The following is a 21489-nucleotide window of genomic DNA, read 5'->3' as shown; positions in this document are numbered from 1 at the left end:
CTTCAGGGTTGCAGTGGAAGTGGTGGAGCAGGTGGAGCGGGGTCGGGTGACGGGTCGAGCGAAAGGCCGGCAGCGAGCGCGGCATGCACCGCCACGCTGTCGGTCACGAAGCCGTGCAGCAGGCGCACGAGGTAGTGGATGGCGTCGCTGACGTGCGCCGGCGAAGGGGTGTTGCAGGCATCGCTCACCAGCAGGCAGTCGTAGCCGAGGAAGGCGGCGTCCTGCAGCGTCGAGTACACGCAGCGGTCGGTGTTGATGCCGGCGAACAGCAGGGTGGTGATGCCCTGCGCGCGCAGCACGCCGTCCAGCTCACTGTCGAAGAAGCCGGACAGGCGGTGCTTGTCGACCAGCAGGTCGGTGGGCGCCGCACGCAACTCGTCGACCATGGCCGCGCCCCAGCTGCCGCGCACCAGTGACGGCCCGTGGTCCTCCGGTGACACCTCGCCGTAACCGACGGCGGCCGGGTCGCCGCCCTTGGCCTTGTAATGCACCGAAGGCGGCAGGTTGGCGGCGTCGGCGCGGATGCCCCAGTTGAGCCACACCACGCGTCCGCCGGCATCGCGCCAGGCGGGCAGCAGGCCGGCGATGACCGGGATGGGCTGGCGGCAGGGCGCAATGTCGAGGCCACGTTGACCGAACCAGCCCTGCGGGTGGCAGAAGTCGTTCTGCATGTCGACCACCACCAGGGCGCTGCGGCCGAGGTCGATCTGCACGGCGGCGGGCTCCGCCGCCAGCGTCGCGACGACCGGCTCGGGCGGACGACGTACCAGGCTGACCTGTTGCGGCCCACCTTGCCAGGCGTTGTGCGGCGCGCCGAAGCGGGCGTCCGTGGTGTGCAGGAGGGGTGTGTTCATGTTCGACATGGCCTCAGCGTAGGGAGGCAGAGCGAGCTTGTCTGCCGGTGGTTTTTCAATGAGGTGTTGCAAAAAATGCAACGCTTGGCCGAGTGGGCCGGAGTGCCCGGAATCCGCGACAAACTTGGCGTACGGGTAGGTTGGGTTGAGCGACGCGACTTGTGCTTAGCTCCGTCGAAGCAAGCCCAACAGCGGCGTTCATTAAGGAGTTCTCGTGCGGTGTGCCCATGTTGGGCTTCGCCGCGCTCAACCCAACCTACGGGGGGTGCCGTGTTGCGTGGCACGCGGGTGTTCCTTGGGAAAGCCTCGTCATTCCCGCGAAGGCGGGAATCCAGTGACTTTTGTTGTTCGTGTTCTGCCGGCTCGCGCTGCGTGTGCCGTGGTTGATCGCTACGCCGGGCCGGGACTCGCCCCGGCGGGCGAGGTACTTTCTTTGTGCGGACAAAGAAAGTACCCAAAGAAAGCCGCCCCGCTTCCGCCGCCGTGCTTCGCACGGTTCCCTGCGCTGCTCGCCGCGACGAGCGGCTGCGGAACTCGCGCTTCGCGCTCACACATCCTCGCCGTCGCGCTCCGCGCGATCCCTCGTCACGGCTGTGCTGCTCGGCGGCTGCAGAGGGGGATGGGGAGCCGTGGCTCTGGCGCCGCGCGGTCCCGGATTCCACGAAAAACTTCGCTGGGTGGGTAGGTTGGGTTGAGCGTAGCGAAGCCCAACAGCGGGGTTCGTTGCGGAGTCGCCGCGTGGGAGGTCCATGTCGGGCTTCGCTACGCTCAACCCGACCTACAGGCGCTGTCCCGGATTTCGCGCTTGCAGAGCGGCGGCGTGTGTCGATCGGCACACGTCTACTCCCCCGCCCCCTCCAGCGCATCCCGCAGGCTCTGCGCGAAGCGCATCGCGGGCAGGGGCAGGTGGCGGCCCTTCAACTGGGCGAGGGTCAGCGGCCGCGTACCCAGGCCGCGGTCGTCGATCTGGAGCGCGGTCACGCCGTCCTGCACGCGGGCCAGGGCGGCGCCGACCTGGATCTGGAAGGACACGGCGTCGTTGCCGCGCACGAAGTTGCGCAGCATCTCGAAGGAGTTGGACTCCAGCACCACCTGCGGGCTGAGGGAGCTGCGCGCGAAGAAGGCGTCCAGCAGCATGCGGCCGCCCAGGCTGGCGTCGGGCAGGGCCAGCGGGTAGCGCAGGCAGTCGCGCATGCGCAGCTGGGCTTGCTGTGCCAGCGGATGATCGGCGGCCATCACGGCGCACAGGCGCTGCTCCACCTCCAGCATCGGGCTGACGTCGGCGGAGGGCTGCACGTTGTAGACGATGCCGAGGTCGGCCTCGAAGTCGCGCAGGGCCTGCACCACGCTGTTGTGGTCGCAGATGCGCACCTTGAAGTCGATGCCGGGGTTCTTCTGGCGGAAGCGCGTGATGATGTCCGGGAACAGCGAGAAGGCCAGCGCCTGGCTGGCGGCGATGCTCACCGTGCCGCGGTGCAGGCCGCGCAGGTGGGCGATGTCGCCGCGCAGCCGCTCGAAGTCGGCGCGCTGCTCGCGGGCGTGTTTCAGGAACAGTTCGCCGGCAGCGGTGGGGCGCATGCCGCGGGCGTGGCGCTCGAACAGTTCGGCGCCGAGGTCTTCCTCCAGGTCCTGCAGGCGACGGTCGAGTGCGGAGGGCGTGATGAACAGCCCCTCCGCGGCCTTGCGGATGGAGCCGTGGCGGGCGATGGCGTCGATGTAGTTGAAGATGCGCAGGTACTGCAGGGCGGACATGGCGTGGCCTCGATCAGCGTTGGCTGCCTTGTCCGTCCGGGCGTCGACCTGCGGGCGCGGATCGCTGCCAGGGCCGTTATGCGGTTCCGGCATGAAGCTCATGCGGGAACGTTGCCGGCGAGGCGCGGGTCTGGATGCAGCGATGGCTGCAGGCGGGCCTGCGTCTCCCTCGTGGGGCCGTGTAGCGGATGCAGCGTTGCAAAAAAATGAACGCGTCGGTGCGAACTTGGCAATGGAAGTGCTGCACTCGCTTCAGCAAGATTGGTGCCGTCAGTCCGCAAAACGGTGCCCTCTCCATGTTCCAGCGTGTCGATGTCTTCAAGCTTCCCTGTACCGGTCCGGCCGACCTGCGCGCGGCCGAAAGCCTGCTGGCGCAAGGCCTGCTGCGCGCCGAGGACATCGTCGCGGTGATGGGCAAGACCGAAGGCAACGGCTGCGTGAACGACTTCACCCGCGACTACGCCACCCGCGCCTGGTGCGATCTGCTGGCGCCGCATCTGGGCATCACGTCCACCGCGGTGCATGAGCGCGTGGCGCTGGTGATGTCAGGCGGCACGGAAGGCGTGCTGTCGCCGCACTTCACCGTGTTCGCGCGCCGCACCGTGGAGACGCCCGCGGTGTCCGCCGGCAAGCGCCTCGCCGTCGGCGTGGCCTTTACCCGTGACTTCCTGCCGGAAGAACAGGGCCGCCTGCCGCAGGTGCAGGCCACCGCCGACGCAGTGCGTGCCGCGATGCGCGACGCCGGCATCGAGGACCGGGCCGACGTGCATTTCGTGCAGATCAAGTGTCCGCTGCTCACCGCCGAGAAGATCCGCGCCGCGCGCGAGCGCGGTGCCGACACGGCCACCCACGACACCTACGAATCCATGGGCGCATCGCGTGGTGCCTCGGCACTGGGCGTGGCCTGCGCGCTGGGCGAGATCGACGTGGCTGCGCTGCGCGACGAACACATCCAGCGCGACTGGTCGCGCTACTCCGCGGTGGCCTCCACTTCGGCCGGCATCGAGCTGGACAACAACGTGGTGATCGTCATGGGCATGAGCGCGCGCGCCGCCAGCGATTACGTGATCGCCCACGGCCTGATGCGCGACGCGGTGGACGTGGCCGGCCTGCGCCGCTGCCTGCGCACAGACTTCGGCCTCGACCCTGACGAGCACGCCGAGGCGCTGCAGGCCCGCGTGGTGAACATCTTCGCCAAGGCGGAAGCATCGCCCGACGGGCTGGTGCGCGGTGCGCGCCACACCATGCTGAACGACTCCGACATCAACGCCACCCGCCATGCGCGCGCCGCCGTCGGCGGTGCGCTGGCATCCGTACTGGGCACCACCGAGCTCTACGTGTCGGGCGGTGCCGAACACCAGGGGCCGCCGGGCGGTGGTCCCTTCGCACTCATCCTGCGGGCCTGAGCGGCGCCGCCGCTCACCTGCTCACCACTGTTCACGAACATCACAAAGGACTCACCATGAAACCGATCAAGCCCCTGCTGTGCGTCATGGGGACCGCCATCGCCGCTGCACTGGCCCTGGCCGCGCCTGCTGCGCACGCGCAGGAAGCCACCAAGATCAAGTTCACCCTGGACTGGAAGATCCAGGGCGTGCACGCCTGGTTCTACCTGGCGCAGGACAAGGGCTACTTCAAGGATGAGAAGCTGGACGTGACCATCGACCAGGGCGAGGGCTCGGCCGCCAGCGTCACCCGCGTGATGACGGGTGCCTACCAGGCCGGCTTCGGCGACATCAACGCCATCGTGCAGAACGCCGCGACGCGTCCGGCCGAGACGCCGGTCATGGTGTACATGTTCTACAACCGCGCGCCCTTCGCGCTGATCATGAAGTCCGACAGTCCCATCAAGACACTGAAGGATGTCGAGGGCAAGAAGCTGGGTTCGCCGGCCGGCGCTGCTGCGTCCAAGGTGTTCACCGCGCTGGCGAAGAAGAACGGCATCGACGAGAAGAAGGTCGAGTGGCTCAACATGGCGCCCAACCTGCAGGAGCAGATGCTGCTGCGCGGCCAGGTGGATGCCTCCGCGGTGTTCTCCGCCACCAGCTACATGAACCTCGTGGCGCAGAACATCGACCCCGACCGCGACATCCGCTGGATCTTCTACAACGACCACGGCCTGGACCTGTACAGCAACGGCGTGCTGGTGTCGCAGCAACTGGTGAAGGAGAAGCCGCAGGCGGTGAGCGGACTGGTGCGCGCCATCAACCGCGCCGTGAAGGACTGCGTCGCCCAGCCGGACCCCTGCATCGACAACCTGGCGAAGAACGAGCCGCTGATCAACAAGGACATCGAGAAGCGCCGCATGCTCTACACCCTGAAGTCGCTGGTGCTGACCAAGGAAGTGGGCGAGATCGGCCTGGGTGACGTGAAGGACGACCGCCTGGCACGCGCCATCACCCAGCTGGACGAGAGCTACGGCCTGCCGCGCAGCCCGGCACCGGCGGAAGTGTTCAACCGCAGCTTCCTGCCTCCCAAGGCGGAGCGTATCGTCAAGTCCCCTTTCTGAACCCTTTCTGATGGAGCGAAGCATGACGGGCCTGGATCATCTGGATGTCGACTGGCTGCTGGCCAGGCCCGCGCAGGATGCACCGGTCAACGGTGCGCGCCTGGGCTTGCAGGACGGCCGCATCGCGCGCATCGACGCAACTGCGCCGACCGGCAACGGCCTCATCGCGCTGCCCGGCCTGTGCAATGCGCACGACCACGCGCGCGCGGTGCGGGCCACTGCGCTGGGTGGCTTCGACCGGCCGCTGGAGTCCTGGCTGTTCTACCTGGGCGTCATTCCGGGTGTAGACGCCTACGTGGCGGCGGCATCCTCGCTGGCGCGCTCGGCCTTGCGCGGCGCAGGCCGCGTGATGGTGCATTACACGCGCCAGCAGGGACTGGTGTCGCCGCTGGAAGAAGCGAAGCAGGTCGCGCGCGCCGCCCGGGACGTCGGTGCGCACGTGGGCTTCGCGGTGGCACTGCGCGATCGCAACAACATCGCCTACGCGGACGATGCCGCCGTGCTCGCCAGCCTGCCGCCCGCGCTGCGGGATGCGCTGGCGCCACGCTTCGGCAAGCCCCCCGCGTCACCGGCCGAACAACTTGCGCTGGCGGACGCCATCGCCGCTGAGTGCCACGGCCCCGGCTTCAACGTGCAGTACGGTCCCACCGGCGTGCAGTGGTGTTCGGATGCCTTGCTGCGCGCCATCGCGCAGGCGTCGGCGGACACCGGCCGGCAGGTGCACATGCATCTGCTGGAGACGCGTTACCAGCGCGAATGGGCCGACGGTGAATTCCCCCAAGGCATCGTCACCTACCTGCGCGACATCGGCCTGCTGAGCCCGCGCCTGACCCTGGCCCACTGCACCTGGGCGCGGCCGGAGGAGCTGGCGTTGATCGCCGAGGCGGGCGCGCGCATCTCGGTGAACACCGGCTCCAACCTCGGCATCCGCTCCGGCATCGCGCCGGTGCAACACATGCTCGCGGCGGGGTGCCGCGTGGCGATGGGGCTGGACGGCCTTGCGCTGGACGAGGACGACGACGCACTGCGCGAACTGCGCCTGCTGCACCACCTGCACAAGGGCTGGGGCTACGACACGAAGCTGTCGCATGCCGATGCCTGGCGCATCGCCAGCGAGCAGGGACGCTACGCAGTGAGCGGCATCGAGACGGACGCCGCACTGCTTGCCGGCGCACGCGCCGACCTGCTGGTGCTCGACGGTCATGCGCTGATGGAAGACCACCTCTTCGACGACGTCGCCGTCATGGACTACGTGCTGGCGCGCGCCACCGCGGCGCACATCCGCCAGGTGTTCGTCGAAGGCCGGTTGCTGGTGCAGGACGGCCGCGTGCTGGGTGTCGACTACCCCGCACTCATGCAGGCGCTGATGGGCAGCCTGCGCGCCGCGCTGAAGCGGGACGACAGCTGGCGCGCCACGGTGCGTGCGCTGGACGGCGCACTGGCGCAGCGCTACCTGCAGGCAGGCGGGTCAGCCTGCTGCTGAGCGTGGCGTGACGGAAAGAAAAATCCCGCACACGGTTTGCACCGTGTGCGGGATCATTTTCAGCGTCGAGCGGTGATCAGAAGGCCAGCGTGGTCTTCAGCCAGTAGCTGCGCGGCTCGCCGTAGAAGTTGAACACCGAGGTGCCGCCCACGCGCTGGTAGTACTTCTTGTCGAACAGGTTGTTCACCGTCAGCGACAGGTCGACGTTGCGCGTGATGCGGTAACCCAGCAGCGCGTCCACCACGGTGTAGGCGTCCTGCTCGATGCGCGCAGTGCCGGACATGCTGTAGAAGCTGCTCATCGCCCGCAGGCCGCCACCCAGATAGGCGCCACGCATCACCTCCTGCTGGAAGTCGTAGCGGGTCCACAGGTTGAAGTTGTGGCGCGGCGTGACGGTGGAGAAGACCTGGCCAGCCTGGCCGGCGCTGCCGGACACGAACTCGGTGTCGGTGAAGGTGTAGCCGGCGGAGGCCTCCCAGCCCGTGGCGAGCATGCCGGAGATTTCGGCTTCGATGCCCTGGACTTCCACTTCGCCGTTGGCGATGGAGTAGGTCGTACCCGGGACGCCGACGGCGCGGTTCTTGTCGCGCAGGCGGTACAGGCCGAACTGCGAGTTGAGCAGGCCGTTGAAGTGCTGGCCCTTCACGCCGGCTTCGTAGCTGCGCCCTTCACGCGGGTCGATCGGCTGGCCATCGGCACCCAGCGTGGTCTGCGGCTGGAAGATCTCGGTGAAGCTGGCATAGGCCGACCAGGATTTGCTGATGTCATAGACCACGCCAGCGAAGGGGGTGATCTTGCTGTCGATCTGCACCTTGCTGACGCTGTTGTTGACCAGGTTGGTGGTCGTTGCGTCGTACCAGGACACGCGGGCTCCGCCGATCAGGGTCAGCGGCTGCCAGGGCTTGATGCGCACATTGGCGTACACGCCGTACTGCTCCGGCGCGACATTGGTGCGGCTGTTCAGCGTGATGTTCGGCTCCGGCCAGGCATAGCTCGGGTTGTTCACGTTGGTGGTGCCGGCAATGTTGGCGCTGCCTTGCAGGGTGGTCTGGTCGTACTCGCGGTAGTCCGCGCCGACGATCAGGTTCTGCGGCAGGTTCCACAGGGTGAAGGGCAGGTTGAGGTGGGTGTCCGCGGCCAGGGATTCCTCGTCGTACTGACGGGCGATCGCGGTGCGGGTCACGTTGCCGGCCGCATCGGCGGCGCTGGCGGAGTAGGCGTACTTGAAGTCCACCGAGCGGTTGACCATCCGCACCGCCGCCTTGACGTGGCCACCACCGTCCAGGCCATGCATCAGTTCGACGAAGCCCTCGCTGGAAGCATTCTCGAAACGGTTCCAGTTGGCGCCGATGAAGGTGGAGCGGTCTACGCCCAGCAGCTGGCCGCTGGCCGTGGTGGGCAGGCCGTTGAAGGGCTTCACGTCGCTGCTGGCATTGGTGGCGCCCAGCGACAGGGTGGTGCGCGGCGCGAGATCGAACTCCAGCGTGCCGTAGCCCACCTGGTTCTGGTTGTCGTTCACGTCGATCCAGCTGTTCTTGCTTTGATAGGCAGCGACGACGCGGCCGCGCACCTTGCCATCCTCGGTCAGGGCGCCGGTCACGTCAGCTTCGTAACGCTGCGCATCCCACGAGCCGTAAGCCAGCGAGCCGGAGGCCGCGAAGGACTTCAGTGCCCGCTTGCGGGCGAGGTTCACCGTGCCGCCGGGTTCGCCGGTGCCGTTGTACAGCCCGGCCGGGCCGCGCAGCACCTCGACGCGGTCGAACAGCCACAGGTCGGGCTGGGTGCCGTAGATGCTGGACAGCGGCGAGGGCAGGCCGTCGATCAGGTACGAGTCCAGCTCGAAACCGCGCATGTAGATGGACGAGCGGCCCTGGTCGTTGGCCAGCACCAGCATGCCGGTGGTGCGGCGGGCGAGGTCTTCGAGACGCACCATGTTCTGGTCGTCCATGCGTTCGCGCGTCACCACGCTGACCGATTGTGGAATCTCCTTCAGCGATACCTCGCCTTTGCCACCGATGCTGGCAGCGCCTGCAGAATAGCCCTCACCCGCGACCGGTGAAGTGGCTGTGACGGTCACAGCCGGCAGGGTGATGTCGCCGGGCTGGGATTGCGCCTGGGCCTGGGCCAGCGGGGCGGCCAGGGTGGCGGCCACGGCAGCGGCGAGGGTTGCGCAACGCAGGCGCGGACGGACGGGAGAGGAGACGGTCATGGTGATCCTTGTTCGACGGCAGATTCGACGACAGACAGCGCGCAAAGCATGCACGCATAGTATTGAGAATTGTTCTTGTTTGCAGCGGGCGCACGGATTTTGCCTCAAAAGCCGGCAGCGAATCTTTGCGCTAACCACAAAGATGTTTGCGAAAAGGGGGTGTAACGCGGGTTTCGGGGGAAAGGCGGCCTTGGGTAGGCCGGGATCAGAGTCCGGCGCGGAAGTGCTGCCAGCCCCACAGCAGCAGGCCGGCCGCGCCACACCAAGCGGCGGTGGCCAGCAGCAACGTCTGCCACAGCGCCAGGCGTTCGCTCGCCAGGATCACCACGACCAGGTAGGTCGCGTAGGGCAGCAGTGACCACAGGCCGAAGATGGCGGTCTCGCGCAGCGCCAGCGCGCCGCGTTCGCCACCGACGATGACATGCGCGATGAGCGCGAGGCTGGGGAACAGCGGCACCAGCCCCGCCACGAAGAAATAGCGGCTGCGTGACAGCAGGGCGATGACGATGACCGCCGCCGCGCCGATCGCTCCTTTCAGCAGCAGGCCGCCCATGTCGTGTTCTGCGTGTCCGGCGGTCTCAGGGCTTGCGGCCGTTCGCTGCGGCCTCGATCTTCCTGTCCGTCTTGTACTGGCCCAGCGCATATACCGCCCACAACGCTGCGGGCAGCCATCCGATCAGGGTCAGTTGCAGGATCAGGCAGATGACGCCGGCAACCGGGCGGCCGATGGTGAAGAAGACCATGAAAGGCAGGAAGATCGCGAGCAGCAGGCGCATGGGGACTCCGTGTCGGTTGCAGGTCGGGCGGCGGGTCGGTCGGGTGTCACGGTAAGGTCCGGACACCGGGCCCGAGGACTATAGACCGGATTGCGTGTCCGGCGTGTCCGGCCCGGTGCAGGCGGCCACGATGTCCGCGACCCGCGCGAAGCTCGCCTGGGGCCCCACGGCCTGCAAGGCATCGAAGCGGGTGTAACCCCAGGCGACCGCACCGAAGGCCACGTCTTCCGAGCGGGCCGCCTCGGCATCGCGCAATTCGTCGCCCACGTACAGCATCTCGCTGCTCCGCCAGGGGCCGTGCCGCAGCAGTTCGCGCAGGTGTTGCCGCTTGCCCAGCAGGGCCGCGCCGCAGGCGTAATGACTGATGAGCGCGGCCTGCGGCCCCAGCACCCGCCGGACATTCGATTCCGCGTTGGACGACACGATGGCCAGCACCACGCCGTGCGCATGCAGCGTCTGCAGCATGTCGGCGATGCCGTCGAAGAGCGTGATGCCCTCGATCTCCGCGGCCATCATCGTCTTGAACTGCAGGGCCACGCGCGGGAACTTCCACAGCGGCAGGCCCACGTGCTTCATCACCTCGCGTGCGTCCTTGCCACGCAGCGACTCCGCCTCATCCTTGCCGACGCGGCGGAAGCCATGCGCGTCCGCCAGCGTGTTGAACACCTTCACGAAGAACGGGAAGGTGTCGGCCAGGGTGCCGTCGAAGTCGAAGGCGACGACGCGGTACCTCATCTGGCGGCGCTGAAAAGGGAGAAGACCCCGAAGACAAGCAAGCCGATGGCATACGGCAGCATGTCGGCAAACACCGCGAGCATCCCCACCTGCGGCCCTGCGAAGTAGGCGATCAGCGAGATGAAGGTGCCGAAGCCCCCGCAGGCGATCGCCAGCAAGGCGCCGAACAGCGAGGGCGGGCTGTCATCCTCGCGGCGCAACTGGAGCCGCAACACGATCAGCGCGCCGAGGACCGAGATGACGACCAGGGCGTTATGCGTGAATGTCGTCGTGCCGGGGACGCTGGCCAGTGCCTCCAGCGGCCATGCGGGAAGGAGGGCCGTGCTTGCAAGCCTGCCAGGGGTCATCGGGGTGGTCCGCCGGTTGTGGGATACGAGGCGGCCGGTGCCCGGTCACGCCTGGAACGGCGGAAATACTGACACGGAATGACGCGGCATCGCCTGCCCGTCCGTCTCCGGCGGTTGGGTGGCTTCCGGCTGCGCGCGGGCCGTCAGTTGGAGCGCTCTGCCGCTGCCTCCAGCACTTCCCACACTTCCCCTTCCTCGAACTCCACGTGGGCGCTGAGGGCTTCCGAGAAGGCCTTGATGTGCTCGGGTGACGGTGCCTCGTGCAGTTGCTTCACGATGGCGCGGATCTGCATGTGCTCGCGCAGGGTGCGTTCGGCCAGGTCGTTGCGGCCCAGTTCGCGCAGTTGCGGAATGGCGTGACGCTCTTCTTCCAGGAAATGCGGTTCCAGTTCGCGCTCGAAGGTCTGGGCGATGCGGCGGGACAGGGCGGGCAGATCGGCAAGGTCCAGCGCGGCAACGCGCGCCGACACCGCCAGGCGCATCGCGGCCTGGTGTTCCTGGCTCAGGTGCTTGAGGCGAAGGCTGATTTTTCGCACGGCAGTAGCCTCTCGGCGGGCGGAGATGACGCAAGCTTAGGTCCGCCATGTGCAGCCCTTCTTGACCGGACGCAAATCCGGGCCACATCCCTGGTCCGGATGGCCTTGCGGATATCCGGTTCAGCCCCTGCTCATTCCTCACCGACCACCGGTGCGTTGCCGGCCGGCGGCTCGATGCGCCTCACGCTGACCTGCACGTCCATGCCGGCGAAATCCCCCGCCGCGCCGAACCAGGAGCCAGACACCGGCGCTGCCTGCTCCGGACGGCGCGTGTAGGCCACGCGGATCAGGTCCGTGCCGCCTACCAGCGTGTTGGTCGGGTCATACGGCACCCAGCCGGCGCCCGGCAGATACACGTGCAGCCAGGCGTGGGTCGCCCCCGCACCGAGCACCGGTGGCTCGTCGCGGCTTTCCACCTGGCGCACGCCCTGCTGCAGGCCACTGCTGCGCACCGCCGGCGGGGTGGCAACGTCCAGCGCCTTGTCGTACAGGTAGCCGGACACGAAGCGCGCCGCCAGCCCGAGGCTGCGCACTGCCTCCATCATCAGCAAGGCGAAGTCGCGACAGGTGCCGCTACGCAGCTGCAGCGTCTCGGCCGGCCGCTGGGTGCCCATCGCATCGCGCGACGCGTACTGGAAGTCGCTGCGGATCGCCGCGTTCAGGTTGCCCAGGATGTCGCGGGTGTGGATCGTGCCCCGCGAAGGCAGGAACTGCTGCACCCATTCGCGCAGCGCCGGCTGGTCATCCGGGTACTGCGGCGGCAGGAAACCGGCGAGGTCCACGCTGTCATCCGCGCTGTAGCTGAAGGGGTAATTCTCCGCTTCCGGCGTCAGCGGCAAGGCCAGGTTCTGCACCCCGAAGTGCTCGATCACGCAGCGGGCGTGCAGCTCCAGCCGGTCTGCCGGCACCTGCGGATGCACGATGGCGACCGAGTTCGAGAACACGTCCTGCACCCACTGCTGCCGGTTGTGGGGCGACACCTCCAGCGCGGCCGACACGATCCGTATGTCATGCGCCGCGCGCGGCCGGAACATCACGCGGTGGGGAGAAAACTCCACGACCCTGTTGTAGCGGTAGATCGTGCGGTGCTCGATTTCCAGGAAGACGGACTGGGTTGTGGACGTCTCGGCGGACATGGACGGCTCCTGGAGGTGAGGATGGTGCAGCTTAGCAAAGGGAGGGAGGGCGCTACGGCTGGGGCGTCAGCATGACGAAGGGGGCGAAGGGCAGGAATCCAGCGACGTTGCTCTTGGATTTTCTGTCATGTCGGCTCCCGCCGTAGGGATGGTGGTGGCTCGCCATACTTGGTCGGGAGTTCGCCCCGACGGGCGGCATCTCTCTGCTGCGCGGCAGAGAGCATGCAGAGAACGCGCCCCCGCTTCCGCCGCCACGCTTCGCGTGGTCCCCTGCTTCGACGCGCTCAGGCATCCTCGTCACGCTACGCGCGAACCTCGTCACGACTGTGCTCCTCGGGGGCCGCAGAGGGGGGGGGGCGGTGCCACGTTGCTGAGGCGTGCTCCATATAAGTGCTCTCATCCGGCGCAGTGCCTTCGGTTACTGCGCTCCATGCGGGCTCGGCTTGCAGGCCGAAGCTCTCTTGATAAAAGGCCTAAGAGCCTGTGTTCCTGAGTTCATAGACCTTTGACGATGGAAAGCACATCGGATTCAAGTTTCCCTTTTGCGAAGCAAACCATCGCCGGAGAATTTGGCTCTTCTCGAGTCGCAACCGTGTTTGTATTGAAAGTGATGACCGACGAGTCTTCTGGCACGCGTCCGCGCGAGTGAATAGCTCCCGATATATGTTTGGCGTATGCGTCCCCTTTGGTTTTCATGGTCATCACGTAGCGAGTGTTTACTGACACGGTGGTTTTTGAAGAGTCAGTCGCCGAGGGCGCGACGTAGATATTCGATCGGCCTTCAAGGGTTGGATCCCGACTCATCACTGCATAGTTCGTCATTGAAAGATGCTCTTGGCGGGTGGCCGCAACCTTGTATGTAGATCGAGATGCGACCTCGTAGTCAAATCTCTCCACATTAGGCCCCTCGGTGTACGTTCTCGATGTCCTTCCGCAGTCAACAAACTCCGCTGCTTCTGTGGAGGTGAAAGAAACGTTGATGATTCTTGATTCTTTGTCGATGTTGTTGATGACGTAGAAGCTCTTGGCGAGATCGCGGACAAGCATGTCCCAGACGCGGCTATAGGGAGCGTTGACTGTGACTTCATTCGTGACCGGAGTTCGATCACCTTTACTGTAGTTAAAGGTGTTTGTTCCTTGTGTCGCACAGCCGGAAAGTAGGGCGACGACGAATAGTGCAATGACCTTCATGAAATGGATTCCCTAGGAGTGGCGTTCGATCTAGAAATGAGGCGTCTACTGTCGTCAATCCATACCGCAAAACTACTGCATACCCAGCGTCTCGCCGCATGTCGCGCAGAGTTGTTGCAGAGTCGGCTCGCGCTAGGAGTCTGGCGAAGTCGCTGTGTACGCAGGAATGCAATCCGCAAACCAGGAGGCTAGGCCCAGTGTAGCGACGGCCGCTTGCGTATGCCAGCGGCCTGCTCAGCCCGCTACCAATGGAAGCCCGACAACACTTTCCTTATCGCATTCCGTCGCCCGGTCATCAGGTAGTCCGCGCGATCACGCGAGATGGCGGGTTCGAAGACCTTCTTGAGACGCCAGCGCTGGCGGATGGGTCCGGGCTGTCCCATACGCCGGCGGCGAGGCCGGCGAGGTAGGCGGCGCCCAGTGCGGTGGTTTCCTGCACGGCCGGGCCTTATCCGGCGCAATGCCCTTCGGATATTGCGCCCTACGCCGACCGCCACCCTCAACCTCGTCATTCCCGCGGCAGCGGGAATCCAGCGACTTTGATTTCTGACTGTTCATGCCGGCTTCCGCTTGACCAATCCGTCTGTCCCGATTGACTGCGCATTCGTGTGGCGGGCGCCCGCGGTCGTCGACCCGCACGCGTCAGAACTTGCGGCCGGTATTGGTCTGCTCGACTTCCTGCCGGTTGCGGTCCTGTGCGCGGGCCTGGGCGACGGCTTGCGAGATGATCTGGATCTGATCGCGGCAGGTTGATCCGTAACGGCAACTCGTCCGTGCCACCAGGCCTTCGCCGGACCAGCTGTGGTCCGTCACGGTAAATGCAGCGCCGAACCCGTTCTCGTACTGCTGCGTGCGGACGCCCGCCTCGCCGAAACGCTCGTTCATGACGCGCATGGCGGCGCCCCAGTTGGACGGGGACAGGTGCAGCGATTCGACGACGCCGCGATACAGCCTCACGTACAGCGAGCCCTGGTTGATCCACGCGGGCAGTTCGCTGCGCGGCAGCTCGACATACACCTCGTTGCCGACCACCTTCTGACATGCCAGCGCCGGAAATTCGCCCCAGCGCAAGGGGGGGCATTGCGGCAGGTCGAGCGGGGTGCCGAAGACGATGCCGAGGACACGCACGCCGCTGGCCCGCAGCTTGTCGACTTCCGCCTGGGCGGCGGCCTGCCGGTTGCGCTCTTCGCCCTGTACCGCGCGGGCTGCCGCAAGCGCGCCCATGAGGCGGCCGACATCCTCCGCGGCCAGCACGCCCGTCACCGGGTTGCCGACGGCGGCCTGGAATCGGCTGACGACGAGATCACTGTCCGTCCAGCAGCCCGTCGTCCCCGGAACATGCCGGCTGGCCCACATGTTCAGCACGGCGTGCAGCCCCTTGAACTGCGGGGCATCGGTCATGCTCTGTTCCACTTCGGGCGAGGCATAGCGCATCCGCAGGGCCGGGTCCTTGCCGATCCGTGCGCAGGGGCGCGCGGCCTCGCCGGGCTGGGCCGGCGGGGGCGGCAGGCTGGCCGCGGCCATTTCGAAGGCGCTCGGGGGATGGCCGCTGTTCGGTCTTGCGGTCGGTTGGGCGCTCACCCCGGCAATCGAAGCGGTGACGAGCAGGAATACACCAATGATCCGGTGTCGAGATGACATCTGGGACATCCTCCGGCAGGGCGCCTTGCTTGCGCCCGGTTGAACTGACACCCGGCGCGTGGGCGCTGGCGTGTGCTCGGGCGGCTTTGCCTGTCCCGCCTGCGCGGGCCGATGAAGCTTAGCGCAAGGCGGTGGACGAATCGATGACACCGGGTGCTGCGGCTGGCTTACCAGTGGAAGCCCGACAGCACATTCCTCACCGCATTCCGCCACCCGGTCATCAGGTAGTCGGCGCGGTCGCGCGAGATGGCGGGTTCGAAGACCTGTTCGAGGCGCCAGCGCTGGCGGATGGCGTCCGGGCTGTCCCATATGCCGGCGGCGAGGCCGGCGAGGTAGGCGGCGCCCAATGCGGTGGTTTCCTGCACGGCCGGGCGCAGCACCGGGATGCCGAGCAGGTCGGCCTGCATCTGCAGCAGCAGCTTGTTGCTCGTCGCGCCGCCGTCGACGCGTAGCTCCTTGAGCGGCGAGGCGCTGTCGGCCTGCATGGCGGCCAGCAGTTCGGCCGACTGGAAGGCGATGGATTCCAGCGCGGCGCGGGCGAGGTGGGCGGCGCTGCTGCCTCGGCTGAGGCCAAGGATGGCGCCGCGTGCGTCCGGGTCCCAGTAGGGGGCGCCCAGCCCGGTGAATGCGGGCACGAGGTACACGCCACCGGCGTCCGGCACGCTGGCGGCCAGGGCCTCGATGTCGCTGGATTGCTTGATGATGCCCAGCCCGTCGCGCAGCCATTGCACCACGGCGCCGCCGGAGAAGACGCTGCCTTCCAGCGCGTACTGCGCGGTGGCGCCGAGTTGCGCGGCGCGCGTGGTGAGCAGGCCGTGCTTCGATTTGCAGGGCATGTCACCGGTATGCAGCAGCATGAAGCAGCCGGTGCCGTAGGTGTTCTTGGCCATGCCGGCATCCAGGCAGGACTGACCGAAGAGGGCGGCCTGCTGGTCGCCGGCCATGCCGCCGATGAGTAGCGGCACGCCGAACACGCCGGCATCGGTGTGGCCGACCGGGTGGCTGGACGGCAGCACGCGCGGCAGGATGGCCTGCGGGATGCGCAGCGCATCGCACAGCACCGGGTCCCATTCGCTGCGGTGGATGTTGTAGAGCAGGGTGCGCGAGGCGTTGCTGGCGTCGGTGACGTGCAGGCGGCCGGCGGTGAGCTTCCACACCAGCCAGCTGTCGATGGTGCCGAAGGCGAGCTGGCCGGATTCGGCGCGCGCCTGGCCCTGTGGAATGTTGTCGAGCAGCCAGCGCAGCTTGGTGCCGGAGAAATAGGGGTCCAGCAGCAGGCCGGTGAACTGGTTGAACAGGTTTTCCAGGCCCTCCTCGCGCAGGCGCTGGCACAGCGGTGCGGTGCGGCGGTCCTGCCAGACGATGGCGGGGGCCACCGGGCGGCCGCTGGCGCGGTCCCACACCAGGGTGGTCTCGCGCTGGTTGGCGATGCCGATGGCGGCGATGTCCTCGGCATTGAGGCCGGCGCGCGCCAGGGCTTCGCGGGCAACGCCGAGCTGGCTGATCCAGATCTCGTCGGCGTCGTGCTCCACCCAGCCGGGTTGCGGAAAATGCTGTTCGAATTCGCGCTGGGCCACCGCGATGCAGCGGGCGTCGGCGTCGAAGACCAGCGCGCGCGAACTGGTGGTGCCCTGGTCCAGCGCGAGGATGTACGGCGGCGTGCGGGAGGAATGAGCGCTCATCGGCGGTCTCCGTCCAGTCGTTCCAGCAGCCAGCGGTCCAGCCGGGCTTCCGCGGCCTCAATGCCGTCGGGGGCGAACTGCAGGCCCAGCTTGGAGCGTCGCCACAGCACGTCCTGCGCGCTGCGCGCCCACTCCTGGTCGATCAGGTAATCCAGCTCGCGTGCATGCAGCCCGGGCAGCACTTCCTCGCCGAGGTCCGCCAGGGTGTGCACGCCGTCCAGCAGGCCGCTGCAGGCACTGCCGTAGCTGCGCGCCCAGCGTTGCAACAAGCGTGGCGGCAGGCCCGGGTGGCGATGTAGCAGCCCGGCCAGCCAGGTGGTCATGTCGCCCGAGGGAATGTCGCCGCCCGGCAGGGCGACGTGCGCGGTCCAGGCCGGCGCGTGGCTGCCCAGGCGCGGGGCCAGCAGGTCGACGGCCTGCTCGGCGATGGCGCGGTAGGTGGTGAGCTTGCCGCCCCACACCGTCAGCAACGCGGCGCCATCCTTGCTGCTCGCGGTGTCGAGGTCGAGCAGGTGCTCACGCGACACCTTGCTGGCGTTGCGCGTGCCGTCGTCCAGCAGCGGGCGCACGCCGGCAAAGCTCCACAGCACCTCGGCGGGTGTGGGCGTGCGGCGGAAATAGCGGCCGACCGATTCGCACAGGTAGGCCACCTCCAGCGCGCTGGCGCGGGCGTCGGCGGGGTCGTCCGGATGCTCGGCCTCGGTGGTGCCGATCATCGTGTAGTGGCCCTGCCAGGGAATTGCGAAGACGATGCGGCCGTCCGGGTTCTGCAGGATGTAGGCGTGGTCGTGGTCGAACAACGCCGGCACGACGATGTGGCTGCCGCGCACCAGGCGTACGCGGTGGCGCGGCGGGCAGGGCGTGGCCTCGTGCAGGAAGCGCGCCGCCCACGGCCCGGTGGCGTTCACCAGGGCACGGCAGCGTGCCGGCAGCGGACGACTGCCGGCGGCCTGCAGCTCCAGCTGCCAGTGGCTGGCGTCGGCGGCGCGCGCGGCACGGATGCAACGGGTGCGGGTCAGCACCGTGGCGCCACGGGCCCGCGCGTCCTGCGCGTTGGCAATGACGAGGCGGGCGTCGTCCACCCAGGCGTCGGAGTAGACGAAGCCCTGGCGGTGCTGGGCCTGCAGGGCGGCGCCGGCGGCGTGCTGGCCCAGCGCCACCGGGCTGGAGCCGGGCAGCGGGCCTTGCCCGGCCAGCCGGTCGTAGAGCCACAGGCCGACCCGCAACTGCCAGGCCGGGCGCTGGCCCTGCGGCATGACGAAGCGCAGCGGCCGGCACAGGTGCGGCGCCGTACGCAGCAGCACACCGCGCTCGTGCAGCGACTGGCGCACCAGGCCGAGGTGCCCTTGTTCCAGGTAGCGCAGCCCGCCGTGCGCCAGCTTGGTGCTGGCCGACGACGTGTGGCTGGCGAGGTCGTCGCGCTCCACCAGCAGCACGCGCAGGCCACGGCCCGCCGCATCGCGGGCGATGCCTGCGCCATTGATGCCGCCACCGATGACGGCCAGGTCGAAGGGGTCCGTGTTGATCGCGGGGTCCATGAAGGGCGATTAGAGCCCATTTCGTCTGCCGCTACGAGGCCGGGCAGGGGCGGGGAAACCCTGCTGTTCCACGCTTGCCGCCTGCCGCGAAGGCCCCGCGGGCGTGACGGATTGCACGCCCGCCCCGCCTGTTACCGGTTTCAGTTTTGGCGCCCGTGGTCGTTAAGTTGGGGAGCGCTCAGGCGGCGGACCGGCATTTTCCGGCCGGCGGCCCGGCGCCATAACCCGGAGAACGCGGCCGGCTGCACCGGCCACCCCGCCCCACGCACCATGCTGAGATCGTCCACCGAGTCCCTCCAGCACCTGAGCAATCGCCTGCAGTCGGCCTTCATCCGGCTGGCCAAGGACGATGCGCTGTGGACCAGCGACCTCGACGGTGCGCTGCGCCACGTCACCTCCATGCTGGCGACCGAACTGGACGTGGCCCGGGTGAGCGTGTGGGAGCTGGATGTCGTGGCCGGGTTGATGGACTGCCGCATGATGTTCCGTGCCGAGCCCGGCGTGTTCGAGCGCGGCCACTGCCTGCGGGCCGCCGAGTACCCGGCCTATTTCGCCGCGCTGTCCGGCGCCCGCGTCATCGACGCGTCCGACGCCATGCACGACGCCCGCACCGTCGAATTCGTGCAGAACTACCTGCGGCCGCTGGGCATCGGCGCGGTGCTGGACGCCACGCTGAACCGCGCCGGCAACGTCGGCGGCGTGCTGTGCATCGAGCACGTGGGCAGCGCCCGCCTGTGGAGCCGCGACGAGCAGAGCTTCGCGACCTCGGTGGCCGACCTGCTGGCCCAGCTCCGCGTGTTCCACGAACTGCGTGACAGCGAACGGCGCTACCGCTCGCTGTTCGACCTCGCGGGGGACGCCATCTTCGTCATCCGCGAAGGCCACATCACCGACTGCAACGCCTTCGCCACCCGCCTGTTCGACTGCAGCCGCGAAGCGCTGCTGGCGGCCGACCCCGTCCTCTTCCTGCCCGCGACTGCCGGCCAGCCCACCGTGCCCAGCGATGGCATGCGCATATTCGAGCGCATGCTGCAGCGGCCGGACGGCAGCGAGTTCGATGCCGAGATCAGCCTGGCCGCACACGTGGCCGGCGGCGAGATGGCACTGCTGGCGATCGTGCGCGACGTGTCCACCCGCCGCGCCGCCGAGCGTGAGCGCGAGATCGCCGCGCAGGAACTGGAGCAGAGCAACAACGCACTGGTGGTGGTCAACAGCCTGGCCAACCGCCTGATGGCGACCACCGACGCGCGCACCATCGGCGAGGAGACAGTGCGCCTGCTGCACGACTACCAGCAGTCGCAGATGGTCACCTTCTACGTCGTCGAGGAAGACGGTGAGTGGCTGAACCTGATGGCCAGCGAGGGCTTCGACGGCGAGGCGCTGCAACGCGGCCGCCGCCTGCCGATGCAGGGCAGCCTGAGCGGCCTGGCGCTGGAACACGGCGAGCTGATGGTGAGCCACGACGTCGCCAACGACGACCGCCTGGACCCCACCGGCAAGCTGCTGATGACCGCGCGCGGCGTGCGCTCCATGGTCGTCATGCCATTGATGTATCGCGACCAGCCGCTGGGCACGGTGTCGCTGCTGTACACCAACTCCATCGAGGACATGCGCGGTGGCGAGCGCTTCATCCTGCAGGCCATCCACCAGACCGTATCGCTGGCGCTGGCCAACGCGAAGAACGTCGGCGCGCTGGAATACCAGACCCTGCACGACTCGCTGACCGGCCTGCCCAACCGCACCCGCCTGCACCAGGTATCCACCGCCGCCTTCGAGCATGCGCGCAGCGTCGGCATGGGCTCGGCGCTGATGCTGCTGGACCTGGACCGCTTCAAGGAAGTGAACGACACCCTGGGCCACCAGACCGGCGACCAGTTGCTGAAGCAGGTGGCGCAGCGTCTCGGCGAGACCCTGCAGGACCATGACGCGATGGTGTTCCGCCTCGGCGGCGACGAATTCGCGCTGCTGCTGCGCACCCTGTGGTTGCCGGACCATGCGCGCATCGTCGCGCAGGACATCAGCGCCGCCCTGCGCCGGCCCTTCGACGTGCAGGGCGTGGCCATCGAACTCGCCGCCAGCATCGGCATCTCTCTGTTCCCGCAGCATGGCGAGACCAGCAATGCGCTGCTGCGCTGCGCCGACGTCGCCATGTACGGCGCCAAGGGCGCGTCGACCGGCGTCAACGTGTACGACCCGGCGCAGGACGCGCACAGCCCGCGCCGCCTGGCGATGATCACCGAGCTGGGCTCCGCCATCCGCGGCGACCAGCTGATGCTCAACTTCCAGCCCAAGCTGGACCTGCAGAACGGCGGCTGGAGCGGTTGCGAAGCGCTGGTGCGCTGGTCGCATCCGCTGCTGGGGCAGATTCCGCCTGCCGACTTCATACAGTTCGCCGAGATGAGCGACCTCATCCGGCCGCTGTCGCTGTGGGTGGCCCGCGCTGCCATGCTGCAACTGCGCGCCTGGCGCGAGTCCGGCCTCAATCTTGGCGTGGCGATCAACCTGTCGGCGCGCAACCTGGTGGATGCCACCTTCCCCGACGAACTGGCGGCGCTGATCCACGAGATCGGCGTGCCGCCCTCCGCCCTCGAACTGGAGATCACCGAAACCGCGCTGATCAGCGACCCCGATCGCGCGCTGTCGGTGGTGGAGCGCTTGGCCGGGCTGGGCTGCTGCCTGTCGATCGACGATTTCGGTACCGGCTATTCCTCGCTGGCCTACCTCAAGCGCATGCCGCTGACCTCGCTGAAGATCGACCGCTCCTTCGTGCGCGACATGCTGCAGGACGAGCAGGACGCCATCATCGTGCGATCCACCATCGGCCTCGCGCACAGCCTGGGGCTGACCGTGGTGGCCGAAGGCGTCGAGGACCTGGCGACGCTGGAACGCCTGCGCGACTTCGGTTGCGACCAGGCCCAGGGCTACTTCCTGTCCGTGCCGCGCACCGCGGCCGATCTCGGCGGCCTGTTGCGCTCGCCGCCCCCGCTGGCGCCGCCTGCCGCTGCCGGCCCCACCGCCTGATCCGGCACCGCCGCCCCCGTCGTCATGGGGTGGCGAAGACGAATTTCCGGGGCATCAGGGATACCACCAAGGTCGTAAG

General features: G+C 67.8%; 17 protein-coding genes. 4 read left to right on the top strand and 13 right to left on the bottom strand.

What is annotated here, in order from left to right:
- Positions 1-2 precede the first annotated feature (2 nt).
- Both VVD47_RS10105 and VVD47_RS10100 read right to left on the bottom strand, forming a co-directional pair.
- Positions 3-854 carry a cysteine hydrolase family protein gene (locus tag VVD47_RS10105; RefSeq protein WP_327603335.1) on the bottom strand — a complete coding sequence of 284 codons (852 nt, stop codon included), beginning with the start codon at positions 852-854 and terminating at the stop codon, positions 3-5.
- An 840-nt stretch (positions 855-1694) separates the two neighbouring features.
- Positions 1695-2606, bottom strand: coding sequence for a LysR family transcriptional regulator (locus VVD47_RS10100; RefSeq protein WP_327603334.1), 912 nt, complete (start codon positions 2604-2606; stop codon positions 1695-1697).
- A gap of 296 nt (positions 2607-2902) precedes the next feature.
- On the opposite strand from VVD47_RS10100, the gene VVD47_RS10095 reads away from it, so the two are divergent.
- Genes VVD47_RS10095 through VVD47_RS10085 form a run of 3 tightly spaced genes read left to right on the top strand, consistent with a single transcriptional unit; the run spans position 2903 to position 6598 of the window.
- Entirely contained in the window at positions 2903-4012 is a 1110-nt protein-coding gene (locus VVD47_RS10095) for a ring-opening amidohydrolase (protein ID WP_327603333.1), read from the top strand.
- Between the two features lie 56 nt (positions 4013-4068).
- Positions 4069-5115, top strand: a complete 1047-nt coding sequence (locus tag VVD47_RS10090) for an ABC transporter substrate-binding protein (RefSeq protein ID WP_327603332.1) — start codon at positions 4069-4071, stop codon at positions 5113-5115.
- Between the two features lie 22 nt (positions 5116-5137).
- On the top strand, positions 5138-6598 hold the full coding sequence (locus tag VVD47_RS10085; protein ID WP_327603331.1) for an amidohydrolase family protein: 1461 nt from the start codon (positions 5138-5140) through the stop codon (positions 6596-6598).
- A 76-nt stretch (positions 6599-6674) separates the two neighbouring features.
- Here VVD47_RS10085 and VVD47_RS10080 read toward each other — a convergent pair whose 3' ends face one another.
- From VVD47_RS10080 to glpD, 11 genes are all read right to left on the bottom strand, one after another.
- A complete protein-coding gene (locus VVD47_RS10080; RefSeq protein WP_327603330.1) occupies positions 6675-8807 on the bottom strand; it encodes a TonB-dependent siderophore receptor in 2133 nt (710 codons plus the stop codon).
- A gap of 205 nt (positions 8808-9012) precedes the next feature.
- Positions 9013-9360, bottom strand: coding sequence for a GlpM family protein (locus VVD47_RS10075; RefSeq protein WP_327603329.1), 348 nt, complete (start codon positions 9358-9360; stop codon positions 9013-9015).
- 25 nt (positions 9361-9385) lie between these two features.
- Complete coding sequence (locus VVD47_RS10070) at positions 9386-9583, bottom strand: YqaE/Pmp3 family membrane protein (protein WP_327603328.1); 198 nt, start codon at positions 9581-9583, stop codon at positions 9386-9388.
- A 78-nt stretch (positions 9584-9661) separates the two neighbouring features.
- A complete protein-coding gene (locus VVD47_RS10065; RefSeq protein ID WP_327603327.1) occupies positions 9662-10318 on the bottom strand; it encodes an HAD hydrolase-like protein in 657 nt (218 codons plus the stop codon).
- A complete protein-coding gene (locus VVD47_RS10060) occupies positions 10315-10665 on the bottom strand; it encodes a hypothetical protein (protein WP_327603326.1) in 351 nt (116 codons plus the stop codon). Before VVD47_RS10060 ends, VVD47_RS10065 begins: the two co-directional genes overlap by 4 nt.
- 143 nt (positions 10666-10808) lie before the next feature.
- Positions 10809-11201: a hemerythrin domain-containing protein gene (locus tag VVD47_RS10055; RefSeq protein ID WP_327603325.1), complete on the bottom strand. Its 393-nt coding sequence runs from the start codon at positions 11199-11201 to the stop codon at positions 10809-10811.
- 131 nt (positions 11202-11332) lie between these two features.
- Positions 11333-12337 (bottom strand): transglutaminase family protein, encoded by a 1005-nt coding sequence (locus VVD47_RS10050; RefSeq protein WP_327603324.1) that lies wholly within the window; start codon positions 12335-12337, stop codon positions 11333-11335.
- 495 nt (positions 12338-12832) lie between these two features.
- Positions 12833-13528, bottom strand: coding sequence for a hypothetical protein (locus VVD47_RS10045; RefSeq protein ID WP_327603323.1), 696 nt, complete (start codon positions 13526-13528; stop codon positions 12833-12835).
- Between the two features lie 642 nt (positions 13529-14170).
- A complete protein-coding gene (locus VVD47_RS10040; RefSeq protein ID WP_327603322.1) occupies positions 14171-15169 on the bottom strand; it encodes a hypothetical protein in 999 nt (332 codons plus the stop codon).
- A gap of 167 nt (positions 15170-15336) precedes the next feature.
- On the bottom strand, positions 15337-16851 hold the full coding sequence (gene glpK, locus VVD47_RS10035) for a glycerol kinase GlpK (protein WP_327603321.1): 1515 nt from the start codon (positions 16849-16851) through the stop codon (positions 15337-15339).
- On the bottom strand, positions 16848-18389 hold the full coding sequence (glpD, locus tag VVD47_RS10030) for a glycerol-3-phosphate dehydrogenase (protein ID WP_327603320.1): 1542 nt from the start codon (positions 18387-18389) through the stop codon (positions 16848-16850). The genes glpK and glpD overlap by 4 nt, the downstream gene beginning before the upstream one ends.
- A gap of 270 nt (positions 18390-18659) precedes the next feature.
- Between glpD and VVD47_RS10025 the strand changes: the two genes are divergently transcribed.
- On the top strand, positions 18660-21410 hold the full coding sequence (locus VVD47_RS10025; RefSeq protein ID WP_327603319.1) for a bifunctional diguanylate cyclase/phosphodiesterase: 2751 nt from the start codon (positions 18660-18662) through the stop codon (positions 21408-21410).
- Positions 21411-21489: the final 79 nt, after the last annotated feature.

The organism is Uliginosibacterium sp. H1, assembly GCF_036017065.1.
GTDB lineage: Bacteria > Pseudomonadota > Gammaproteobacteria > Burkholderiales > Rhodocyclaceae > Uliginosibacterium.
This window is presented reverse-complemented; position numbering and strand designations above follow the sequence as displayed.